Source organism: Methylomonas sp. HW2-6, from assembly GCF_052474525.1.
Genome location: NZ_CP184124.1, coordinates 3,550,308 through 3,568,059 on the forward strand (window position 1 = coordinate 3,550,308; position 17,752 = coordinate 3,568,059).

At 59.6% G+C, this 17,752-nt stretch carries 14 protein-coding genes; 5 read left to right on the forward strand and 9 right to left on the reverse strand.

Features of this window, described 5'->3' with window-relative positions; translation table 11 throughout:
- Nucleotides 1-32 precede the first annotated feature (32 nt).
- The 7 genes from ACH518_RS17125 to ACH518_RS17155 form a co-directional block, all read right to left on the reverse strand.
- Entirely contained in the window at nt 33-998 is a 966-nt protein-coding gene (locus ACH518_RS17125) for a hypothetical protein (protein WP_445370954.1), read from the reverse strand.
- A gap of 107 nt (nt 999-1,105) precedes the next feature.
- A complete protein-coding gene (locus ACH518_RS17130) occupies nt 1,106-2,758 on the reverse strand; it encodes a sulfotransferase (protein ID WP_445370955.1) in 1,653 nt (550 codons plus the stop codon).
- Between the two features lie 102 nt (nt 2,759-2,860).
- Nucleotides 2,861-3,607 (reverse strand): hypothetical protein, encoded by a 747-nt coding sequence (locus ACH518_RS17135; RefSeq protein ID WP_445370956.1) that lies wholly within the window; start codon nt 3,605-3,607, stop codon nt 2,861-2,863.
- A gap of 200 nt (nt 3,608-3,807) precedes the next feature.
- Nucleotides 3,808-4,626 (reverse strand): PEP-CTERM sorting domain-containing protein, encoded by an 819-nt coding sequence (locus ACH518_RS17140; protein ID WP_445370957.1) that lies wholly within the window; start codon nt 4,624-4,626, stop codon nt 3,808-3,810.
- A gap of 389 nt (nt 4,627-5,015) precedes the next feature.
- Nucleotides 5,016-6,518 carry a hypothetical protein gene (locus ACH518_RS17145; RefSeq protein WP_445370958.1) on the reverse strand — a complete coding sequence of 501 codons (1,503 nt, stop codon included), beginning with the start codon at nt 6,516-6,518 and terminating at the stop codon, nt 5,016-5,018.
- A 133-nt stretch (nt 6,519-6,651) separates the two neighbouring features.
- On the reverse strand, nt 6,652-7,611 hold the full coding sequence (locus tag ACH518_RS17150) for a magnesium and cobalt transport protein CorA (RefSeq protein WP_445373013.1): 960 nt from the start codon (nt 7,609-7,611) through the stop codon (nt 6,652-6,654).
- A 42-nt stretch (nt 7,612-7,653) separates the two neighbouring features.
- On the reverse strand, nt 7,654-8,853 hold the full coding sequence (locus ACH518_RS17155) for a hypothetical protein (protein WP_445370959.1): 1,200 nt from the start codon (nt 8,851-8,853) through the stop codon (nt 7,654-7,656).
- A 166-nt stretch (nt 8,854-9,019) separates the two neighbouring features.
- On the opposite strand from ACH518_RS17155, the gene ACH518_RS17160 reads away from it, so the two are divergent.
- The 3 genes from ACH518_RS17160 to ACH518_RS17170 all read left to right on the forward strand — a co-directional run bounded on the left by ACH518_RS17160 (nt 9,020) and on the right by ACH518_RS17170 (nt 14,673).
- On the forward strand, nt 9,020-11,731 hold the full coding sequence (locus ACH518_RS17160) for a cation-translocating P-type ATPase (protein WP_445370960.1): 2,712 nt from the start codon (nt 9,020-9,022) through the stop codon (nt 11,729-11,731).
- A gap of 394 nt (nt 11,732-12,125) precedes the next feature.
- A complete protein-coding gene (locus tag ACH518_RS17165; RefSeq protein WP_445370961.1) occupies nt 12,126-12,686 on the forward strand; it encodes a PEP-CTERM sorting domain-containing protein in 561 nt (186 codons plus the stop codon).
- 205 nt (nt 12,687-12,891) lie between these two features.
- On the forward strand, nt 12,892-14,673 hold the full coding sequence (locus ACH518_RS17170; RefSeq protein WP_445370962.1) for a GspE/PulE family protein: 1,782 nt from the start codon (nt 12,892-12,894) through the stop codon (nt 14,671-14,673).
- 119 nt (nt 14,674-14,792) lie between these two features.
- On the opposite strand, the gene ACH518_RS17175 is transcribed toward ACH518_RS17170, so the two are convergent.
- Both ACH518_RS17175 and ACH518_RS17180 read right to left on the reverse strand, forming a co-directional pair.
- Complete coding sequence (locus ACH518_RS17175) at nt 14,793-15,419, reverse strand: hypothetical protein (protein ID WP_445370963.1); 627 nt, start codon at nt 15,417-15,419, stop codon at nt 14,793-14,795.
- Nucleotides 15,420-15,430: 11 nt separating this feature from the next.
- The gene (locus ACH518_RS17180; protein WP_445370964.1) at nt 15,431-15,853 is read right to left on the reverse strand and encodes a hypothetical protein; all 423 of its coding nucleotides are present in this window, start codon (nt 15,851-15,853) and stop codon (nt 15,431-15,433) included.
- A gap of 247 nt (nt 15,854-16,100) precedes the next feature.
- Between ACH518_RS17180 and ACH518_RS17185 the strand changes: the two genes are divergently transcribed.
- The gene (locus tag ACH518_RS17185) at nt 16,101-16,757 is read left to right on the forward strand and encodes a hypothetical protein (protein ID WP_445370965.1); all 657 of its coding nucleotides are present in this window, start codon (nt 16,101-16,103) and stop codon (nt 16,755-16,757) included.
- Nucleotides 16,758-16,925: 168 nt separating this feature from the next.
- Nucleotides 16,926-17,702, forward strand: a complete 777-nt coding sequence (locus ACH518_RS17190) for a hypothetical protein (RefSeq protein WP_445370966.1) — start codon at nt 16,926-16,928, stop codon at nt 17,700-17,702.
- Nucleotides 17,703-17,752: the final 50 nt, after the last annotated feature.

Here is a 17,752-nt window from a genome sequence, read left to right on the forward strand (position 1 = left end):
AGCCCCCGAGCCCTTGCCCGCTCCGACTGGGTTTACTTGCCGTTTTCTTTCGACAGCAAGCTGTGGCGCAACGCCGACAGCAGCAACACCGAACCGCCGGCCCCGGCCGCAATAAGCATCTCCGCCGTTTGCGGCTGCGCGCTAAACCAAATCAGCACTAGCGTCGCCACGCTCACCAGCAATGCCGCGACAGGGATGGCGCGCAAAACGGCACGGTACGTCCTGACAGGGGCGGTACGCCGGCGCTCGGCCTGCCAGAGATAAGCACCGACACCGACCAGCAACCCGGCTATCGAGAATCCCCAATTCAATATCGACGCGCCCTGGTTAGTCCCGGTTAGCGCTTGCAGATTCCATTGCATCCAAACGCAGCCTTCCGCCAACAAGGCAGCCGGTAGCAGACCACTGGCCCACGTCAGTTCCAGCGCCAAAAAAGGCAACGCCAGCAACGCCACACTGGCCGCACTAAGCAAACTGAGCGGATACGCAACCAGCACCGCCAACTCCAAAGCGCTGGCGTCTGCGGCGTTTGGCAAATACAAGGCCAAAATGAAACCCAGCAGCGCGATAGTCATCGCCAGGGTATCGAGCTTGACGGCCCGTAACCGGGCTGAAGAAACACGACGGCGCAGCGCTTTTAGCAGGCCACAGGTGAAACACGGCCCCATCAGCAGATAAAACACATCCGATGGCGCCGGAAACGGATTCCAGTAAAACAGTTCTTGCAGATTCCAACAGCATTGGCCGACAAAATACAGGCCGGTACCGTAACAAAACCAGCGGCGATACCAATACTGTCCGGCGTCGCCGTGTAGCGTCCCCAGCCAGGCGATAACCCAGGCCGTACCGGCACTGACCGTCCAATGCACGCTATCCAGCAACGCCAACCAGCTTTCGCCGGCAAACAGCGACAATACGGCTATGGCCAACAACAACAGGCTGGATACGGTCAGAATCGGTTTCAAATCGGCAGGCGTCATCGGTTGCGGAACGGTCATGCTTCATTTTAGCAACTGTTCCGAAATCCGAACCAAATCGGCGGCAAACGCTTGGCGACAATATACCACTCCGGCTCTGCGGCCCTTACGCTATGAGCGGCCGGCCGTCAAAGGTCCGCCTCGTCGTAGCCGAATGCAGCGACAAACCGTGCCAATTGCGGCATCAGCTCGGCGAAGTTTTGTCGGTATGGCCGCCAGCGTGCCAGTGCCGAGTTGTACAAAGGTTGCGACACCGCGGCGAAGCTGGGCGTCGCCACGTAGCGACCGGCCGTGCGCTCGTGAAAACGTTCGACTTCGGGCCGCCAGTCGACGCCGAGCAGTTCGAATACGCCGCGGAAACTGGCTTCGAAATCGTTGACCACGTCTTCGTAGCGCAGCTCCAGCCAGGCCGGCGCGATCCGGTCGCGCAGGCTCAGCCACAAATCCATCACCGCCGCATACTGTTCGGCCACGCCTTGCCAGGACAACAGATTGACCGTGGCCGGCGACGCGGCGAAGGATTGCATCGCGCAACTCAGGCAAACGTCGCGCGGGTCGCGCAACGCAAACAAAATCTTGGCGTCCGGAAACAGGCAACTGATCAAACCGGTCTCGATACTATTCAATGCCACCTTGTTGACGAAGCGTTTACGCAAGGCCTCCGGCCCGAACTCCTCCGCCACCCGCTGCCAGTAATAGGCGCGCAGTTGCCTGGCTTGCTCGATCCCGATCCGGGCCAACGCCGCCGGCGTGTCGTCGCTGATGCCGGCCATGGCCGCCAGTTCGGCCGACAGTTCTTCGAGCAGGTGGTTTTCGTCGGAGGTCAATACCTGCGGATGGGCGGCAAGCACCTGTTCGGTCAAGGTCGTACCGGAACGCAGGAAACCGATCAGAAACACCGGCGCCGGCAAGCCGTCGGCCAGTTGTTCCGGCGTCCAGCGTTTCAGCAAGGCGTCGCTGTAACCCTGTTTGAACAAGGCGATTTTTTTAAAAATGTAACCGGCATCGAGTGCTTGATTCTCCGGCAATTGCCGCTGCAATCCGCCAGCCTTGGCAAACATCGCGAACGCCTCGGCATAGCGTTTCTGCTTATCGTAGACCTTGGACAGTTCCAGGCAGGCACGGGCCAATTGCCGGGTATCGGTTTCGGCGGCGACCACCCGCTCCAGCCGCTGCCGGGCCGCATCGTACTGTTTGTTGTCGAACTCCAATATCGCCAGCAGGATATGAGAACCGGCATCGTGCGGCACCAGTTTCAATACCTTCTCCAGCGCAGCGATCGCCGCGTCGGTCTGATGCAAGCGCTGCAGGCAAACCGCCACCCCGTAATGGGCCGAAGCATTGTCCGGCATGGCTTTGGCGGCCGCCCGCGCCAGTTGTAGCGCCAAGTCCATATCGCCCCAAATTTGCATTTGTTCGGCAAATCCCAACAATACCCGGCCGTCGGTTTTATCGGACTGCCGCAGCAAGGCTTTCGCCGCCCGAGCCAGATAACGTTTGCCTTCGGCCAAACGGTGGCGCCAGCACAAGCCCTGGCCGACGCCGGCCAAGGCCTCGGCATGATTGGGCTTGAGCTCAAGCACCTGGCGATAGCATTGCTCCGCCGCCGCGAAATCGCGGCGTTGGTAGGCATGATAGCGTGCGGTTTCCAGCAATTGCTGCAAGCCGGTTTCGCCTGCCGGGGCCGCCGTCGGCTGCGCGCAGCAGTGTTTATACTTGCGGCCGCTGCCGCACGGGCAGGCTTCGTTACGGCCCGGTTTGGTCGAAGGCTTCGAATTCATGGATGGGTGTTAGGGTTAAACAGCCCGCATCATAACGGGAAAACGCGAAAACGGGAGCACCGCAGCCGGCACTCCCGTCCGCTAGGTCCAAGCCCGGCCGGGTCAGACGGTCGAGGCTTTACGCCGTGCGCGCAAACTCCAACCGGCGACGACGCTGCCGAACAACCAGACCGCGCCCGGCAGCGGTACTTGCGATACGGTAATGCTGTTGCCGTTGCGGGCGAAATTCAGCGTATCGGAACTGAAGGTAATCCGGTAATCGGCGTAGTCCAAAATCGGGTTGGCGTAACCGCCGGGTGCCGAGAAGCTGTCGCCGCTGTTGATGCCTGCGGCGGCTTCGGCATCGGTCAGCCGATAGTCGGCGATTACGAAACGATACGCGCCGGCAGCCAAAGCAATGTCGAAGGCCGGATCGCGGCGAAAATGGATGGAACCGTCGGCCGCGCCTTGCTCTTGGCTGCGGGATGTCAAACTGATGGTACTGTTGCTGACCGTCGCACAGTTATTGGCGATGTCGTCGCAACGGGCCAAGTGGTTAGCTGCGCTCAAGCCCGCAGAACCGTCGTCCAGATACCAGTGGGTGTCCGGGTCCAACCAGGTCAGTTCGCCGTCGCCGTTCAAATCGGCCGTCGCGTAGCCGGCGGTCGCGACATTGCTCTGTGAGGCCTCGTAGGCCGCCAGATTGACGCTAAAACTGCCTGCGGTTTGGATAGCGATGTTCCAAACGTCGAACGTGGTGCCGCCCGCTTGGCGGAACAGGGTGCCGTCGACCACCAGAGTATTGGCTTGCGCCGGCGCGGCCGCCGACAAAACCGCCGCCAAGGTGGCGGACAAAGTATATTTCATCATTTCAGTCTCCGAATGGCCTTTAAGTTGCGCCCGAATCGGCACCGGCGATACCGGAGTTCAGGCTTAGGCCGGACAAACAAAATCGGCCGGGATGTGCGGCCCGGCCGCCAACCCCGGCGTCCCTGCCGGGGCCGGACCGTCCTGGTCCGTAGTCGAGCGTCCTTGAGCGGTCTGACCGTTAACGTTGATTGACGACGGAATTACGCCGATAGCGCTTGGCGTCGTTTCAGGCCCAACATGCCGAACAGCGCGCTGCCGAATAGCCAAACTGCGCCTGGGACCGGAACGGCATTGATCTGCACGTTATAAGACCCCGCCAGCCAGCCGCCGGAACCGTTGGCGGTACCGCAATTGGTCTGGGTATAGCAACTGCCGCCGACGGCCATGATGTAGTAGCCCGGCGCCAAATTCGCCAGATCCAAGGCCGCCCAGTCCAAACCGCCTGTGGTACCGCGGCTGGCACCGGCGCTGCCGCTACCGACCGCATAGCCGGCGCCGTTGGTGAAGCTGCTGTCGGCCGGATTGCTGTTACCGTTCGAATAACCGACGAAACCGGTGACGTGAGTCGAGGTAGCCGGCGGCGTGCCTGCGCCCAAACCGTTCATCCATTGGTTTTTATGGGCGCCGCCGCTCGCTTCCGGGCCGCTGACCTGGCTGTAACGGTGAGCGCCGCTGGAATGGTCGACCGGGCCGTTGACGGACCAAATCGAAAAGCCGGGGTGCAACAAGGCATTGGCGTTATTGGCGCTGACCACGATTTTGACGTCGGTGGCACTGGTAACCTGGAATTGGTACCAATCGGAGGTATGACCCCAACCGGAACCGGCCGGACCGCCGCCGTCGGCCCAGGCTTTAGCGGCCACGCTATCGTTATGGCTGTAAGAAGATCCGGGCGTCACGGTGGCAACTTGGCCGTTGGCAGTCATCGCGGTCAAGCTGAACGCGCTGGCATGGCTGGCGGTTAACGCCAAAGCCGCGCCGGTCAGTAGTTTGGCAACGGATTTTTTTGCGAATTTCATTTAAATTCCTCGTATGTTTTTTAGTCGGCGGCACGCGAATTCCCCGGTTTCGCGATACCACAGTTTGCATCTTCCAATTTGTTCGGCACGGACAGGCGGTACCGGCATCCCTGCATCGGCCTAAGCCGTACCCTGCCGTCACCGGCTCGACAACGAGCCGATAAGCGTGATGCAAATCACATACCAAAATAAAAACATGAGAATTTACGGATGGCTACATTCGAACTGACTCGACAAAAACCGCGCAACTGCTAGGTGATATGACTGACGTACTATGGCATTTGCCGCAGTTTGCGTATTCCTGCCAGGCACCGGCTCGGCCAAGGTCTGACCGACTTCGCTTCCGCCAGACCGATGTGCGTCGCCGCCGGTTGGCGGCGACCTGCGATCTAAACCCGGCTGGCGCCGTTCAAGCGGCCGCCGCGGCGCGATAGCGCAAATCCAAATATTGCGCCAGAGAACAGAAACGCCGAAGCCGGCAGCGGCACCGGCGCCGCGGCCAGCGGCTCCATCCGCCAGGCCAACGCATAGTCCCAGACGAAATCGCCGGCCGTGGCCGCAACCACCCGCAGCTCGTAAGCGTGACCGCCGCGCAAAGCCAGCCACAGGTTTTCGCTGTTGTCGACGCGGCTATCGGATAAACCGACCGTACGCTGCAGCGTGGTGTCGAACAACTCCAGATCCAGATCGTACAAGACCGTGGCCAAGCTGCTGTCGTCGGCGACGCCGATATTCCAGACCAAAGCCGCCGACAATTGCAGATCCTTTAGCGCGGTGATTTTGTAACTGGCGCTCCTATTCGAGTTCAGTCCGCCGAATGCGTCGTCGACATCGAACCCGGCCGGCCGCAGCTCGGCATTGCCGCCGTCCTCGATACTGTCCTGCTCGCCGCCGGCGATGATCCGGTAACTATTGAACACATCGAGCTGGCCGGCACCGAAACGGTCGTCCAAGCCGTTGGCGGTCTGGTGGCCGGCGCTGCGGTAATCGGCAAGATTGGCGGCGGTCGAGGTATTATCGGTGGTCCGTTCGGCCCCGGCCATCAGCGCCGCCTTGACCGTCTCGGCGCGTTCGGCGTTATAAACCTGGCCGATGCCGGCAATCGTTTGTACCGCGTTGGACAAATTGCCGGCACCGCTATGACCGGTTTCGACCAGCAAGGCCGCGGCGGTGGCGACCATAGGCGTCGCGCCGCTGGTGGTGGAGCGCGGCGCGACCAAATCCGGCCGGGTGCGACCACCGCCGTAGACGCTGTCGACCGGGTCCGAACCCCGGTCGTGGCCGCCGTCGGTACGGCCGACCGCAATCGTGTTGTAAGCGCTGCCGAGTAACGGCGAGTCGCTCGGCCCATTGTCCATGCCAACCACCTGAATGAATTCGTAACGCTGGACGATGCGGTCCGCCAAACGCAGGTAGGCGCCGATGTCGGTTTCGCTGTCGGCCCTGCCGATCCAACTATGGTTGGCGATCCGGGCCCCGGCAAACGGGGCTTCGGCGCTAGCGGCGACCAAGCCGTGCAGCCAGTCATCGGCGTTGTAAACGGCAATGTTGGCGATGCCGGGGGCGATGGAATCGTTACCGAAAAACATGGCGGCAACGCCGGTGGCATGATCGGAGATGCCGGTACTGGCCAGCGGCCCCGGATAACTGAAGGTTTTACCGGCAAACCGGGTTTGCCCGGTGTTGGGGGCAAACACCGGATAGCGCAGCTTGTCGGATTGTGGAACCGTGGAGGCTTCGGCCAGAACGACATTGACGCCGGCCCCGGTCGGCGCGGCATTGCCCAGCAACTGCTGCAATTGCCGATAGCCGATGTCGTCCCGGTAATCGGCTTGCGCCAATCCGCACCACAGGCTCGCCAGCCCCAAACCCAGCCGTTTCGTCGCACGCATCGCTAACTCCCGTTCCAAGTGACCGCAACCGGCGGGCGGCGCTTGCTTCGGTTCGGCGACTCTAACGCACCAACCGCATCCGCTTGCCGGTCAGGCTACTATAGTCGAGAAACGTGGAGACGCCAGCCGCGGGCTACAACCAGCCGGAGCGCTTGAGACGCCAGTACAAACCCAGGCTGCCCGCCGCCACGCCGGCCAGCACCAGCGGATAACTGAAGGCCCAATCCAGTTCCGGCATGTGGCGGAAATTCATGCCGTACCAACTGAACACCATGGTCGGAATCGCCAGAATCGCGCCCCAGCCGGCCAGACGCTTGACCACTTCGTTTTGCCGCACAGTTTCGAAGGTCAGATGCACCTGCATCGCCGCCAGCAGCATTTCGCGCATGCCCTGAATCGCCCGGTCCACGCGCTTGATATGGTCGGCGACATCGCGAAAATAAAAGCGCACGTCTTTGTGGATCATGCCGCCGTGAAACCGCATCAGTTCGTTGCAAATGTCGATCACCGGATTGATCGCGCCTTCCAGCAGCAGCAACTCGCGCTTCAATTCGTACAAGCCTTCCATGGTCTGCCGGCTAGGCCGGTTCTGGAAGATGGCCGATTCCAGTACATCGAAGCGTTCCTGCAAGCCGTTGATGACCGGCATGTAGTTGTCGACGATGAAATCCATCACCGAATACAACGCAAACCCGGAGCCTTTGGCCAGCAATTGCGGCATGGCCTGGCAGCGTTCCCGCACCCGGGCCAGGCTGTGCGACGCGCCGTGGCGTACCGTCACCAAAAAGCGCGGCCCGACGAACAAATGGGTCTCGCCGAATGCGACGCTGTCGTCGACCAACTGCGCGGTCTGCAATACGATGAACAGCGAATCGCCGTATTCCTCGATTTTCGGCCGCTGATGCGCGGAACAGGCATCCTCGATCGCCAAATCGTGCAAGCCGAACTCGATTTGGATCGCCCGCAAAATGCCGCTGTCGGCCTCGCGCAGCCCCAACCAGACGAAGGTATCCTCCTTCAGCAGCACCTCGCTGATGTCCTCGATGGTAACGTCGCCGATACCGATGCCTTTCTGGTAGGCCACGCAACGCATGACCTTGGAATTATCGATAGCCTGGTTCAAGAGCTTCTCCGCTTATTTGGCAATGGTGATGGTCGGGGCGCCTTGCTGGTTCAAATTGGCGACCGTCATCTGAAAGATCTGGCACAGCAGGCGGAAACCCTCGCGGTTCCACTGGTAGCCGGTTTCGGGTTGCAATGCGTAATTCTGCCCGCCGAATTCGACGCTGAGGTCGCCGTCGTCGGCGCCGACTTGCAAGGCCAGGGTCTGCACCGGATTTTCGCGCACTGCCGGCGTCGCCGGGTGTTTGTCCACCGCAAACTCCGGCTCGTCGCCAAGGCCTTCGCCGATGAAGTTCAATACATTATGAAAGCTGCGCAAGCGGAACACGCCGTGCAGCGGCCATTCGCCGCCCGGATAGCCGGCGCGGATATCGACGCCGACATCGTTGTCGGCGCCCTGCCCGGCCTCTTCGTGCAGCCGCCGCCGCTCGTCGTTGCTCAGTAGCGCCGGATCGTAATTGGTCAGCACGATGCGCCCCACCACCCGTTTCTTCAGCCGCACTTGTCCCGATTGCGGCAGAAATTCGACGGCGTAGTATTTTTCCAGCTCGGCCAGATGTTCCACCGTCACGCTGCCGGCCGGCAACAACCACTCGCGCTCGAACATCAGCGGTTCGGCAAACAGTTGGTGCCGGTCCTGAACCGACGACAGATGCAGCACCGCCTGGCGAAACACGCGGTAGCCTTCGGCATCGGCCGGCCGATTCGAATAGATGGCGTTTTGCGCGCCGCCGGCCAAGCGCAGTTCGCCGGCCAGCAAACGCAGCAATAAATCCACGTCGACGCCCTGGCGCAACAGCATCGTCAGTTTGCTCTCCGGAAACGGCGTCAACATCCGCTTGGTGAATTCCTCGCCTTCGATCGGCACGATGCTGATGGTCGGATTTTCCGAGACGGTGCCGCCGAACACCGGCGTCAACAACGACCCGTTGTCGCCGGTGACCGCCGGCGTCGCCCCGGCATTCAATTGAAAATTAAAGGTCGCGGCAATATTGGACACCCCGGTGAAATGCAGCGGCTGGTGCTGGTGGGCGCGAGCAATGTTCAGCAACAACTGCCGCGACAGCGTATCGGCGGTGGCTTTGTCGTATTCGACCACGGCGCGGTCCAGGGCCAGCGGCGACAAGCAACCGGACAAGGCCAGCGGCACGGCCAAGCCGAAAATGGCCGGCAAACTCGGCAGCGGCAGTCGGAAATGAAACAGATTGGGCATCGTGGCAAATGGGTGGAAAAAACCGGCTAAGTTTGCACGCGCAGCCGCCGAAAACACAATCGCATTTTTTCGCCGCCGTATTCTCCGGGTCCGCCGGCCTGCGCCGCGGCCGGAGAAATTTGGGTTTACACTGTCGGCATCCGCCACTTCGCTAGCGTGCCGAACCATGAAAATCCACCATTTGACCGCTGCCGAAGCGCTGGAAAGTTTGGGCTCCAGCCTGAACGGCCTGGACGATGCCATGATCGAGGGCCGGCTGCGCGAATTCGGCTTCAACCGCATCGAAGAAACCCGGAAAACCTCTGCGCTGTTGCAGTTTGCCCAGGAGTTTCTGCATTTTTTTGCGCTGATCTTGTGGCTGGCGGCCGGACTGGCGTTCTTCGCCGAATCGCAGCAACCCGGCGAGGGCATGCAGACCTTGGGTTACGCCATTCTGGGCGTGATTGCGATCAACGGCTGTTTTTCGTTCTGGCAACGACATCAGGCCGAACAGGCCATCTCCGCCTTGCAAAAACTGCTGCCGCGCCAGGTCAAAGTGATTCGCGACGGCGAATTAGGCTTGGTTTATGCCGACGAACTGACGCCCGGCGACCTGCTGGTATTGCAGGAAGGCGATAACGTGCCGGCCGATTGCCGCTTGGTGGAAGCGTTGGCGTTGCGGGTCAACAACGCCACCATCACCGGCGAATCCTTGCCGAAAGGCCGCGACGCACTGCCGTCCGCCGCCGAAGACATCGGCCAGAGCCGCAACATCCTGCTGGCCGGCACCTCGGTGGTAGCCGGCGAAGGCAAGGCCGTGGTCTTCGCCACCGGCATGCACACCGAGTTCGGCAAAATCGCCCACACCCTGAAAACCATGGTGAAAAGCCAATCGCCGCTGCAAAAGCAAATCGCCCGTTTGAGCCGCTTTGTGGCGCTGCTGGCGCTGGCGCTGGGCCTGGCGTTCTTCTTTATCGGCCAGGCCATCGGCCTGACCTTCTGGGAAAACTTCATCTTCGCCATCGGCCTGATCGTCGCCAATGTACCGGAAGGGCTGTTACCGACCGTGACGCTATCGCTGGCGATGGCAACACAACGCATGGCCAAGCGCAACGCCCTGATCCGCAATCTGCCGTCGGTGGAAACCCTGGGTTCGACCACGGTGATCTGTACCGATAAAACCGGGACTCTGACCGAGAACCGGATGGCGGTCAAGCAGCTGTTTGTGGACGGCCGCCATTGCGTCCCCGCACACTTGGACCAACATAGCCTGCAACAGCACGCCGCGTTTCTGGCCGGCGCCGCCTTGTGCCACAACCTGAAACGGGTGGAAGGTATCGCGGCGCTGGGCGATCCGATGGAAATCGCCTTGGTGGAAATGGCTCACGCCCAAGGCATGCGCATCGATTATCCGAAGACCGGCGAAGTCGCTTTCGACACCGACCGCAAGCGGATGTCCACCATCCACAGCACCCCGTCCGGAAACATGCTGTACTGCAAGGGCGCACTGGAAATGGTACTGCCGCTATGCCGGAAGATTATGTTCGACAATAAGATAGAGACTCTCGACGACGACCGCCGCCAACAATTGACCGACGCGCTACAAACCATGGCCGACCAAGGTTTGCGGGTACTGGCGCTGGCTTATCGGGCGCTGCCGGAGGCGTTACCCGACGATCCGGAACAGGATTTGGTATTCAGCGGTCTGGTCGGTCTGGAAGACCCGCCGCGGCCCGAAGTCGCCGACGCCATCGCCCAATGCCACCAGGCCGGCATCAAAGTCATCATGGTCACCGGCGACCACCCGCACACCGCGGTCGCCATCGCCCGCCAAATCGGCCTGGTGCGCGGCGAGCATCCCAAGGTCATCGTCGGCGACAAATTGAAGAAACTGACGCCCAGCCAATTGCAAGTCGCGCTGGATGCGGAAGAAATTGTTTTTGCTAGGGTCGGCGCCGACCAGAAAATGCAGATCGTCGCAGCCCTGCAACGCAAGCAGCATGTCGTCGCGGTCACCGGCGACGGCGTCAATGACGCGCCGGCGCTGAAAAAGGCCGACATCGGCATCGCCATGGGCAAGGCCGGCACCGATGTCGCCAAAGAAGCGGCCGACATGATTTTGCTGGACGACAACTTCGCCAGCATCGTCGCCGCGATCGAGGAAGGCCGCGCCGTATTCGACAACATTCGCAAGTTTCTGACCTATATACTCACATCGAACATTCCGGAAGTGGTGCCCTATCTGGCTTTCGTGCTGTTCAAGATTCCGCTGCCGCTGACCATCATCCAGATCTTGGCCGTCGATCTGGGCACCGACATGCTGCCGGCGCTGGGCCTGGGCGTCGAAAAACCCGACACGGATGTGATGAAGCAAGCCCCCCGCTCCCAAAAGGAAACCCTGATCGACTGGCGCTTATTGGCTCGCGCCTACGGCTTTCTGGGCGTGTTGGAAGCCGTCGCGGCTATGGCGACGTTCTTTTTCGTGCTGGAGCGCGGCGGCTGGGAGTACGGCCAAATCCTGCACGGCCGCCAGCCCTTGTATTTGCAGGCAACCACGGCCTGCCTCAGCGCGATCATCATGATGCAGATCGCCAACGTCTTCGTCTGCAAGCAGCGCCAGCACGGCCTGCTCGGCACGGCGTTGCTGGATAACAAACTGATCCTGTCCGGCATCCTGTTGGAACTTGGGCTGATCCTGGCCATCGTCTACACGCCGTGGGGCAACGCCCTGTTCGGCGCCGCACCGATCGGCGGCGAGGTCTGGCTGTTCACGCTGCCCTTCGTCGTCAGCCTGCTGGTCCTGGAAGAATTGCGCAAATGGCTGGTGCGGCGCTTCCAGCCGTTTCCGGTCCGGTTTAAGCCGGTCAAATTGCGCAAAAATGCACGCACCCAACGCTGAGTGATACCGGGAAGTAAGCCCCGTCGATGTCAGCCGGGCAGGTCGCTGGGCTCGCTGCTGATTGATACCTCAGATGCCGGAAAATTTAACAACTCAGCTCTGCTCTGAGGCCGATGTCCGAATCAGCTAGCGCGCGATACCGCGCCGGCACCCAGGATTTATGCGACATCCAACCCTAAACCGGGACGCATCTGCAAATGATACCGCCCCATTCCTGCGGTGTTGTGCTTGATTCTTCTAGTGTCGTATTTTTTTACAGTTATGTGAAAATCGCGTTACAAAGAACTCATAACTCTCTGATAAAGATCAAAATAGTTTTATAGGCATATTTCATGCTCAATCTAAAGGGAATTTTTCCTTTTTTTAACTTATATCTCATCGGGGGAGAGACGCCATGAAATTCAAACACTTATACATTGCAGCGATTGCGATCGGCATCGGGTTTGCCGCGCCGGCATTGCAAGCAGCCACCTATACTGCCGACAACCTGATCGGTTCGGCAAACCTCGGCAATTCAGGCGACGCAAGCGAATTAAACGCATTGAAAGCCTTGTTGGGATCTAGCGGCGACAATTTGGTGATGGACTACAAAAGCAGCGGCTCGGTAACGGCAGTCGCCGACGGCGCCGGCCAATGGTACCTCGACGTCACTCCGGATCAACCTGGCTATTTTCTGCTGAAATTCGGCACCGGCGGCTTGGGCGGAGTGAACGATACCTATTTCTTCGAAAACATCGGAGAAATGACCAAACTGGTATGGACCAACGCCCAAGTCAACAACATCACCGGTGGATGCGGTGCGAACAACTGCAATATCGGTAGATTGAGCCACTACGCTTACACCAACGGCACGGGTACCGACAACATTCCGACCATTCCAGAACCAGGCGTCTTGAGCCTGATGGGTATCGGCCTGTTAGGTTTCGGAGCCAGAAAAATTAACGTCAAGCGCTAATCCGTTAGCATTTCCATACCAAGCCGGCGTCAGCCGGCTTTTTTGTGTCCAGTTTCCGCCGCCTCCTGTTTCCGGATTGGCGCGTCTCAGTCCGCTTCGTCAAGCCGCAGTTACCTCGGCAATACGGTTGAAGCCAAAGCTTGGCCACACCGTCCGGCCAATAATTAGCTAGACTAACTTCCCGAATTCACAGCAAACCAAACACATGCGGGAAGAAAGCAAAACCGAAGACCGAAAACTGGAGATTCAACAGGTCATCCGCTGGCTGCAAGAGGACCGGATTCTGTCGGCGCAGGATTTGGAGAAATGCCGGCAATATGCGGCAGCCAAGATCAATCTAAACAAGCATCCGCTCAAGGTTTTGTCAGAATGCGAGCTGTCCGACCAAACCCAGCTGGGCAAGGCGCTGTCGCAGGAGGATCTGACCCAGTGGCTGGCGAAGAAGCTGGCCCTGCCCTACTACTATTTCGATCCGTTGAAAATCGATGTGCCGACCGTGACGGCCCTGTTCAGCAAGGCCTACGCCGGCAATTACAACATTCTGCCGATCAAAATCAACGACGACGAAATCGTGGTCGCCACCGCCGAACCCTTCATCCGCGCCTGGCAAACCGATCTGGCGAAAATGCACCACGGCAAGATTCGTTGCGTATTCGCCAACCCCGACGAAATCAAGCGCTACCTGGACGAGTTCTATAACTTTTCCAAATCGCTGAAAGGCGCGCAAAGCCACAACGACGGCCGCGCCGCGGAAGGCCAGAATTTCGAACAATTGGTCGAACTGAGCAAAGTCGCGGATCTGGACGCCAACAACCAGCATGTGGTCAATCTGGTGAACTGGCTGCTGCAATACGCCTTCGACCAGCGCGCCAGCGACATCCACATGGAACCGCGCCGCCTGCAGGGCAACGTCCGGTTTCGGATCGACGGTATCCTGCATAACGTCTACCAATTTCCGATGCCGATCATGAACGCGGTTTTGAGTCGACTGAAAATTCTGGGACGGATGAACATCGCCGAAAAGCGGCTGCCGCAAGATGGCCGGATCAAAACCCAGAACAGCAACGGCAAGGAAATCGAACTGCGGCTGTCGACCATGCCGACCGCGTTCGGCGAGAAGCTGGTGATGCGGATTTTCGACCCGGAAGTGTTACTACGCGATTACGTACAACTCGGCTTCAGCAAGCAGGAACTGACGCTGTGGAACCGCCTGGTCGGCCATACCCACGGCATCATTCTGGTCACCGGCCCGACCGGCTCCGGCAAGACCACGACGCTGTATTCGACCCTGAAGCGGCTGGCGACGCCGGAAATCAATTTATGCACGGTGGAAGACCCGATCGAGCAAATCGAGCCGGCCTTCAATCAGATGCAGGTCCAGGCCAATATCGGGCTGGATTTCGCCAGCGGCATCCGCACCTTGCTGCGGCAAGATCCGGACATCATCATGGTCGGCGAGATTCGCGATCTGGAAACCGCGGAAATGGCGGTACAGGCCTCGCTGACCGGCCACTTGGTAATCTCGACACTACACACCAACAACGCGCCGGCCGCGGTGACCCGTCTGCTGGATATCGGCGTGCCAGGTTACCTGATCCAACAGACCGTGCTCGGCATCATGGCCCAACGTCTGATCCGGGTGCTGTGCAAGCACTGCAAAACTGCGGCACCCACCGACGAAAACCTGTGGCGGGGGCTGGTGGCGCCGTTCAAGGTGGCGCCGCCCAAGCAGTTGTTCAAGGCCGTCGGTTGCAAGGAATGCCGCAATACCGGTTTCGCCGGCCGGGTCGGCATTTACGAAATTTTCGAGAACAGCCCGGCACTGGAAAAGCTGATCGTGGAAGGCTGCGACACCGCGCTGCTGCAAAAACAGGCGATCAAGGAAGGCATGCGGCCGTTGCGGCTCAGCGGCGCCGAAAAAGTCGCGGCCGGTATCACCACCATCGACGAAATTCTCAGAGTCGCGCCGGAACGTATCGAGTTGTAGTCCGGCCAATCGTCCCTCCCGGATAGCCCGCGCCGACACCGACCGTGCGCGGCTGGCCGGCTCGACCATGGGCCGGCTGTCAGCCCGTCAAAAAGTCGCACAGCCGGCGGCAACCCGGCTTATTGAGCGGCAGGCGGCGCCTGGAATGCGCCTTGCCGGTAGAGCTGATCGTAAAGATGGTCGCCGATTCGGCCGAACATGGCGTCCTGGTTCTGCTTGGAAAACGGCAACGCAAACAGCATAAACAGTTCGACGTAGCCTTTATTGGATTCTTCGATACTGCCGCTGTACTTTTTGCCGGTCTTGACGTCGGCCAAGGTGTATTGGATGTCGTAACTCTGGGTCACGGTGTACGGGATCAAGGTCAGCGTCAGCCCGCTCAAAATCTGCATGCCGATACTGGAATCGCCGTATTGGCTGCCGCTCAAGGTCAATTGGTAATCGGCTTTACCGGTAAACTCGCCGGGTTCCACCGCTTCGTGATCGCGGATGTAGCCTTTATCTTGCCAGGCATCCATCACGTTCTGGTTGATCAAGCTACCGGCCAGAGTGGACGTGACCATTTTGCCGCCTTCCAAGGTAAACGCGAAGTCGCCGACGGTGTGCTCCACCATCGGTTTCATTGTGTTGGCCGGCGGCGAAATCGGCCCCAGCTTGGTCCCGTCGCTAATGTAAGCGCAGCCCGACAGGGCCATACCGCAGACGGCGGCGATAGAACGCAGGGGTGGGCAAAGTGGTGATGTCATCGGTCCGGTTCCTATTGTGGCGTTTGAGCGAAAAGGTGCCGCCATAACTTGCGGCTAAGTTCCTCGAGTACATTTGGCTGACAGCTCCCGGTCCACCCCTTGCCGACGACTTCCGCGACATTGTCGCCCTGACGCCGCAGTTGCAACCGAACATTGTTCATCGTCCCGCAGGCTTGCTCGCCCTGGTCGATACCGATCGTCGCCCGCAGCAACAAGGCGTCGTCCGCCAACTCGTCGACAAGACGAAAGCCGGCTGCCGCCAACGCCTGTTTTACCTCGACTTTCTGGCGGGCGGCGGTGACGAAAATCGGCGTCCGCGGGCCGTTCGGCAATGCGGCCGCGGCATCCAGCGGCGGAGCGCCCGGCGTGCAGGCGGCAAGCGCCAGTAGCGGTAACAGCGCCAACCCGAGCTTATCGCGTCTTTCCATCGTCATCGTCATTATGCCTTGTGGTTATCGCCGGGCCGATCCGGCTCAACCGGCCGACATTTTCCGGAATGCCGGCGCCGGGTGCGGACAAATTCACCTTGGCCCAGTGGAAATGCTCACAGCCGGGCCAGACCGGGCCCGATACATTACTTCTACCCTTCAAGCCGATTCGGAACCCGGAACGCCGCCAGATCCATCCGGCGCTGCAGACTCCGAGCCGACTTGGGAAAACCGATTTTCCACAGGAGTTATCATGAAATTTACTTTAATCCATATTTTGATTGCAAGCAGCGGTTTATTGTTGCCGCTGTCCGGTCAGGCGCAGTCGATTCGGGTCGATTACACCGGCACCGTCACCGATATCGGTAGCTTGCTGGTCGGTAACGGCGTTGCCATCGGCAGCGCAATGTCCGGCAGTTTTACCTACGATGTCGACACCGGCGTCGTCAGCGCGCTTTCCCACCGTTTCGGCAACGGTTTCACTGCATCGTTGGCAGCGCCGGTCAATTTGTGGGTACAGAACGACCAGCAAAACGGTTCCGCCACTTTGCCGGCGGACGGTTTGATCGTCGGCGGCGCCAGCATTTCCAATACCGATTGGAACGGACTTGCCAATCCGGCAATGCAATTCGGCTTGCTCCAAGAGAATGCGACCGGTCAACTCTGGAACGATACGCTGCCGCCGGATTTGTCCGACTGGTCCTCGATCCCGCTGGCGGCCATCAACGGCCCCGATTGGCGCTGGCTGGACTTTAACGTCCCCAATCGGCCCAATTTCGCCGACGACCAAATCCGGTTCTCGGTCGACAGTTTTACGGTTACCGCAGTGCCATTGCCAGCAGGTATCTGGCTGTTCTTGTCCGGCGTGATGGCTACGCTGGGGATGCAAAAACGAAAAAATCTTGCATAAACATACGCATAGGAGTAATGAGGGTTTGCGGCTCGCATCAGCCGCCAGACAACCGCGCCGGGGTCCGGACGTCGACACGGCCGAAACCAGCGTGGACACTTCGATTCGGTGAAGCTAACGCTAAGCGCCCGATCGATGAAAACTAAATCTTGATTGAGGGGAGTCGCTATGGTCATTAAAACTTGGCTAGTCATTCTCGGCGGTCTGACCGCTGTCGGCCTGTTTGCTTTGATATTTTTTCTGGCAAAGAGTATGGGCATCACCTTCGGCGTTTATGCCGGTGCGATGCTGGTGTTTTACATCCTGGCGGCTACCACCGTCTCCGCCGCGACCGGATTTTCCGAATTCATCCGCGGTATGTTGGTGGGTAGCAATGCCTCGTTAAACGGCTTGTTGATATTCGAACTGCTCAGCCAGACCGGCAATGCCGGCTTGGCGCAGGGCGTGGCGATCGGCTTGTTCGGCTTGAACCTGTTGGCCATCGTCAAATGGATTTCGCAGTTCGAGGTGTATCAGGCCTTGATCGGCTGGTCTAACTGGTGTCTGCCGATGAGTTGGCCTATCGTGCTGTTGGGCTTGCTGTTTCTGTTGTTCAGCCTGTTGCTGGCCGCCGTCACCGGCTTTCAAGTGCAATACCTGAAACTGCAAGGTCTGCGCGTGGATTGGCCGACCGGCACGATTTTCGTCAAGGGCGGCCTGATCAGCAATCTCAACGTCTGGGATACCGCCTTCAATATGGGTAATTTCGCCTTCGTCGACATGAATTCCGGCGATTGGCACATCGAACACGAATCCGGCCATTCGCTGAATCTGGGCGCATTCGGCTTTATTTTCCATCTGCTGGGCGCGGTCGACGAATTGGTATTCCGTCAAGGCGACGCCTACTCCGAACGCCTGGCCGACAGCAATGCCGGCGGCGGCAACAACATACCGATGTGGGCCTGAGCGAAGCGGTTCGCTTGAGTTAATCCGCAACGGCATACCGGCCGCGCCGG

Coding starts and splice junctions, on each gene's coding strand:
- ACH518_RS17125 (WP_445370954.1), bottom strand. CDS start 998: ATGACCGTTCCGCAACCGATGACGCCTGCCGATTTGAAACCGATTCTG.
- ACH518_RS17130 (WP_445370955.1), bottom strand. CDS start 2,758: ATGAATTCGAAGCCTTCGACCAAACCGGGCCGTAACGAAGCCTGCCCG.
- ACH518_RS17135 (WP_445370956.1), bottom strand. CDS start 3,607: ATGATGAAATATACTTTGTCCGCCACCTTGGCGGCGGTTTTGTCGGCG.
- ACH518_RS17140 (WP_445370957.1), bottom strand. CDS start 4,626: ATGAAATTCGCAAAAAAATCCGTTGCCAAACTACTGACCGGCGCGGCT.
- ACH518_RS17145 (WP_445370958.1), bottom strand. CDS start 6,518: ATGCGTGCGACGAAACGGCTGGGTTTGGGGCTGGCGAGCCTGTGGTGC.
- ACH518_RS17150 (WP_445373013.1), bottom strand. CDS start 7,611: ATGCGTTGCGTGGCCTACCAGAAAGGCATCGGTATCGGCGACGTTACC.
- ACH518_RS17155 (WP_445370959.1), bottom strand. CDS start 8,853: ATGCCCAATCTGTTTCATTTCCGACTGCCGCTGCCGAGTTTGCCGGCC.
- ACH518_RS17160 (WP_445370960.1), top strand. CDS start 9,020: ATGAAAATCCACCATTTGACCGCTGCCGAAGCGCTGGAAAGTTTGGGC.
- ACH518_RS17165 (WP_445370961.1), top strand. CDS start 12,126: ATGAAATTCAAACACTTATACATTGCAGCGATTGCGATCGGCATCGGG.
- ACH518_RS17170 (WP_445370962.1), top strand. CDS start 12,892: ATGCGGGAAGAAAGCAAAACCGAAGACCGAAAACTGGAGATTCAACAG.
- ACH518_RS17175 (WP_445370963.1), bottom strand. CDS start 15,419: ATGACATCACCACTTTGCCCACCCCTGCGTTCTATCGCCGCCGTCTGC.
- ACH518_RS17180 (WP_445370964.1), bottom strand. CDS start 15,853: ATGACGATGGAAAGACGCGATAAGCTCGGGTTGGCGCTGTTACCGCTA.
- ACH518_RS17185 (WP_445370965.1), top strand. CDS start 16,101: ATGAAATTTACTTTAATCCATATTTTGATTGCAAGCAGCGGTTTATTG.
- ACH518_RS17190 (WP_445370966.1), top strand. CDS start 16,926: ATGGTCATTAAAACTTGGCTAGTCATTCTCGGCGGTCTGACCGCTGTC.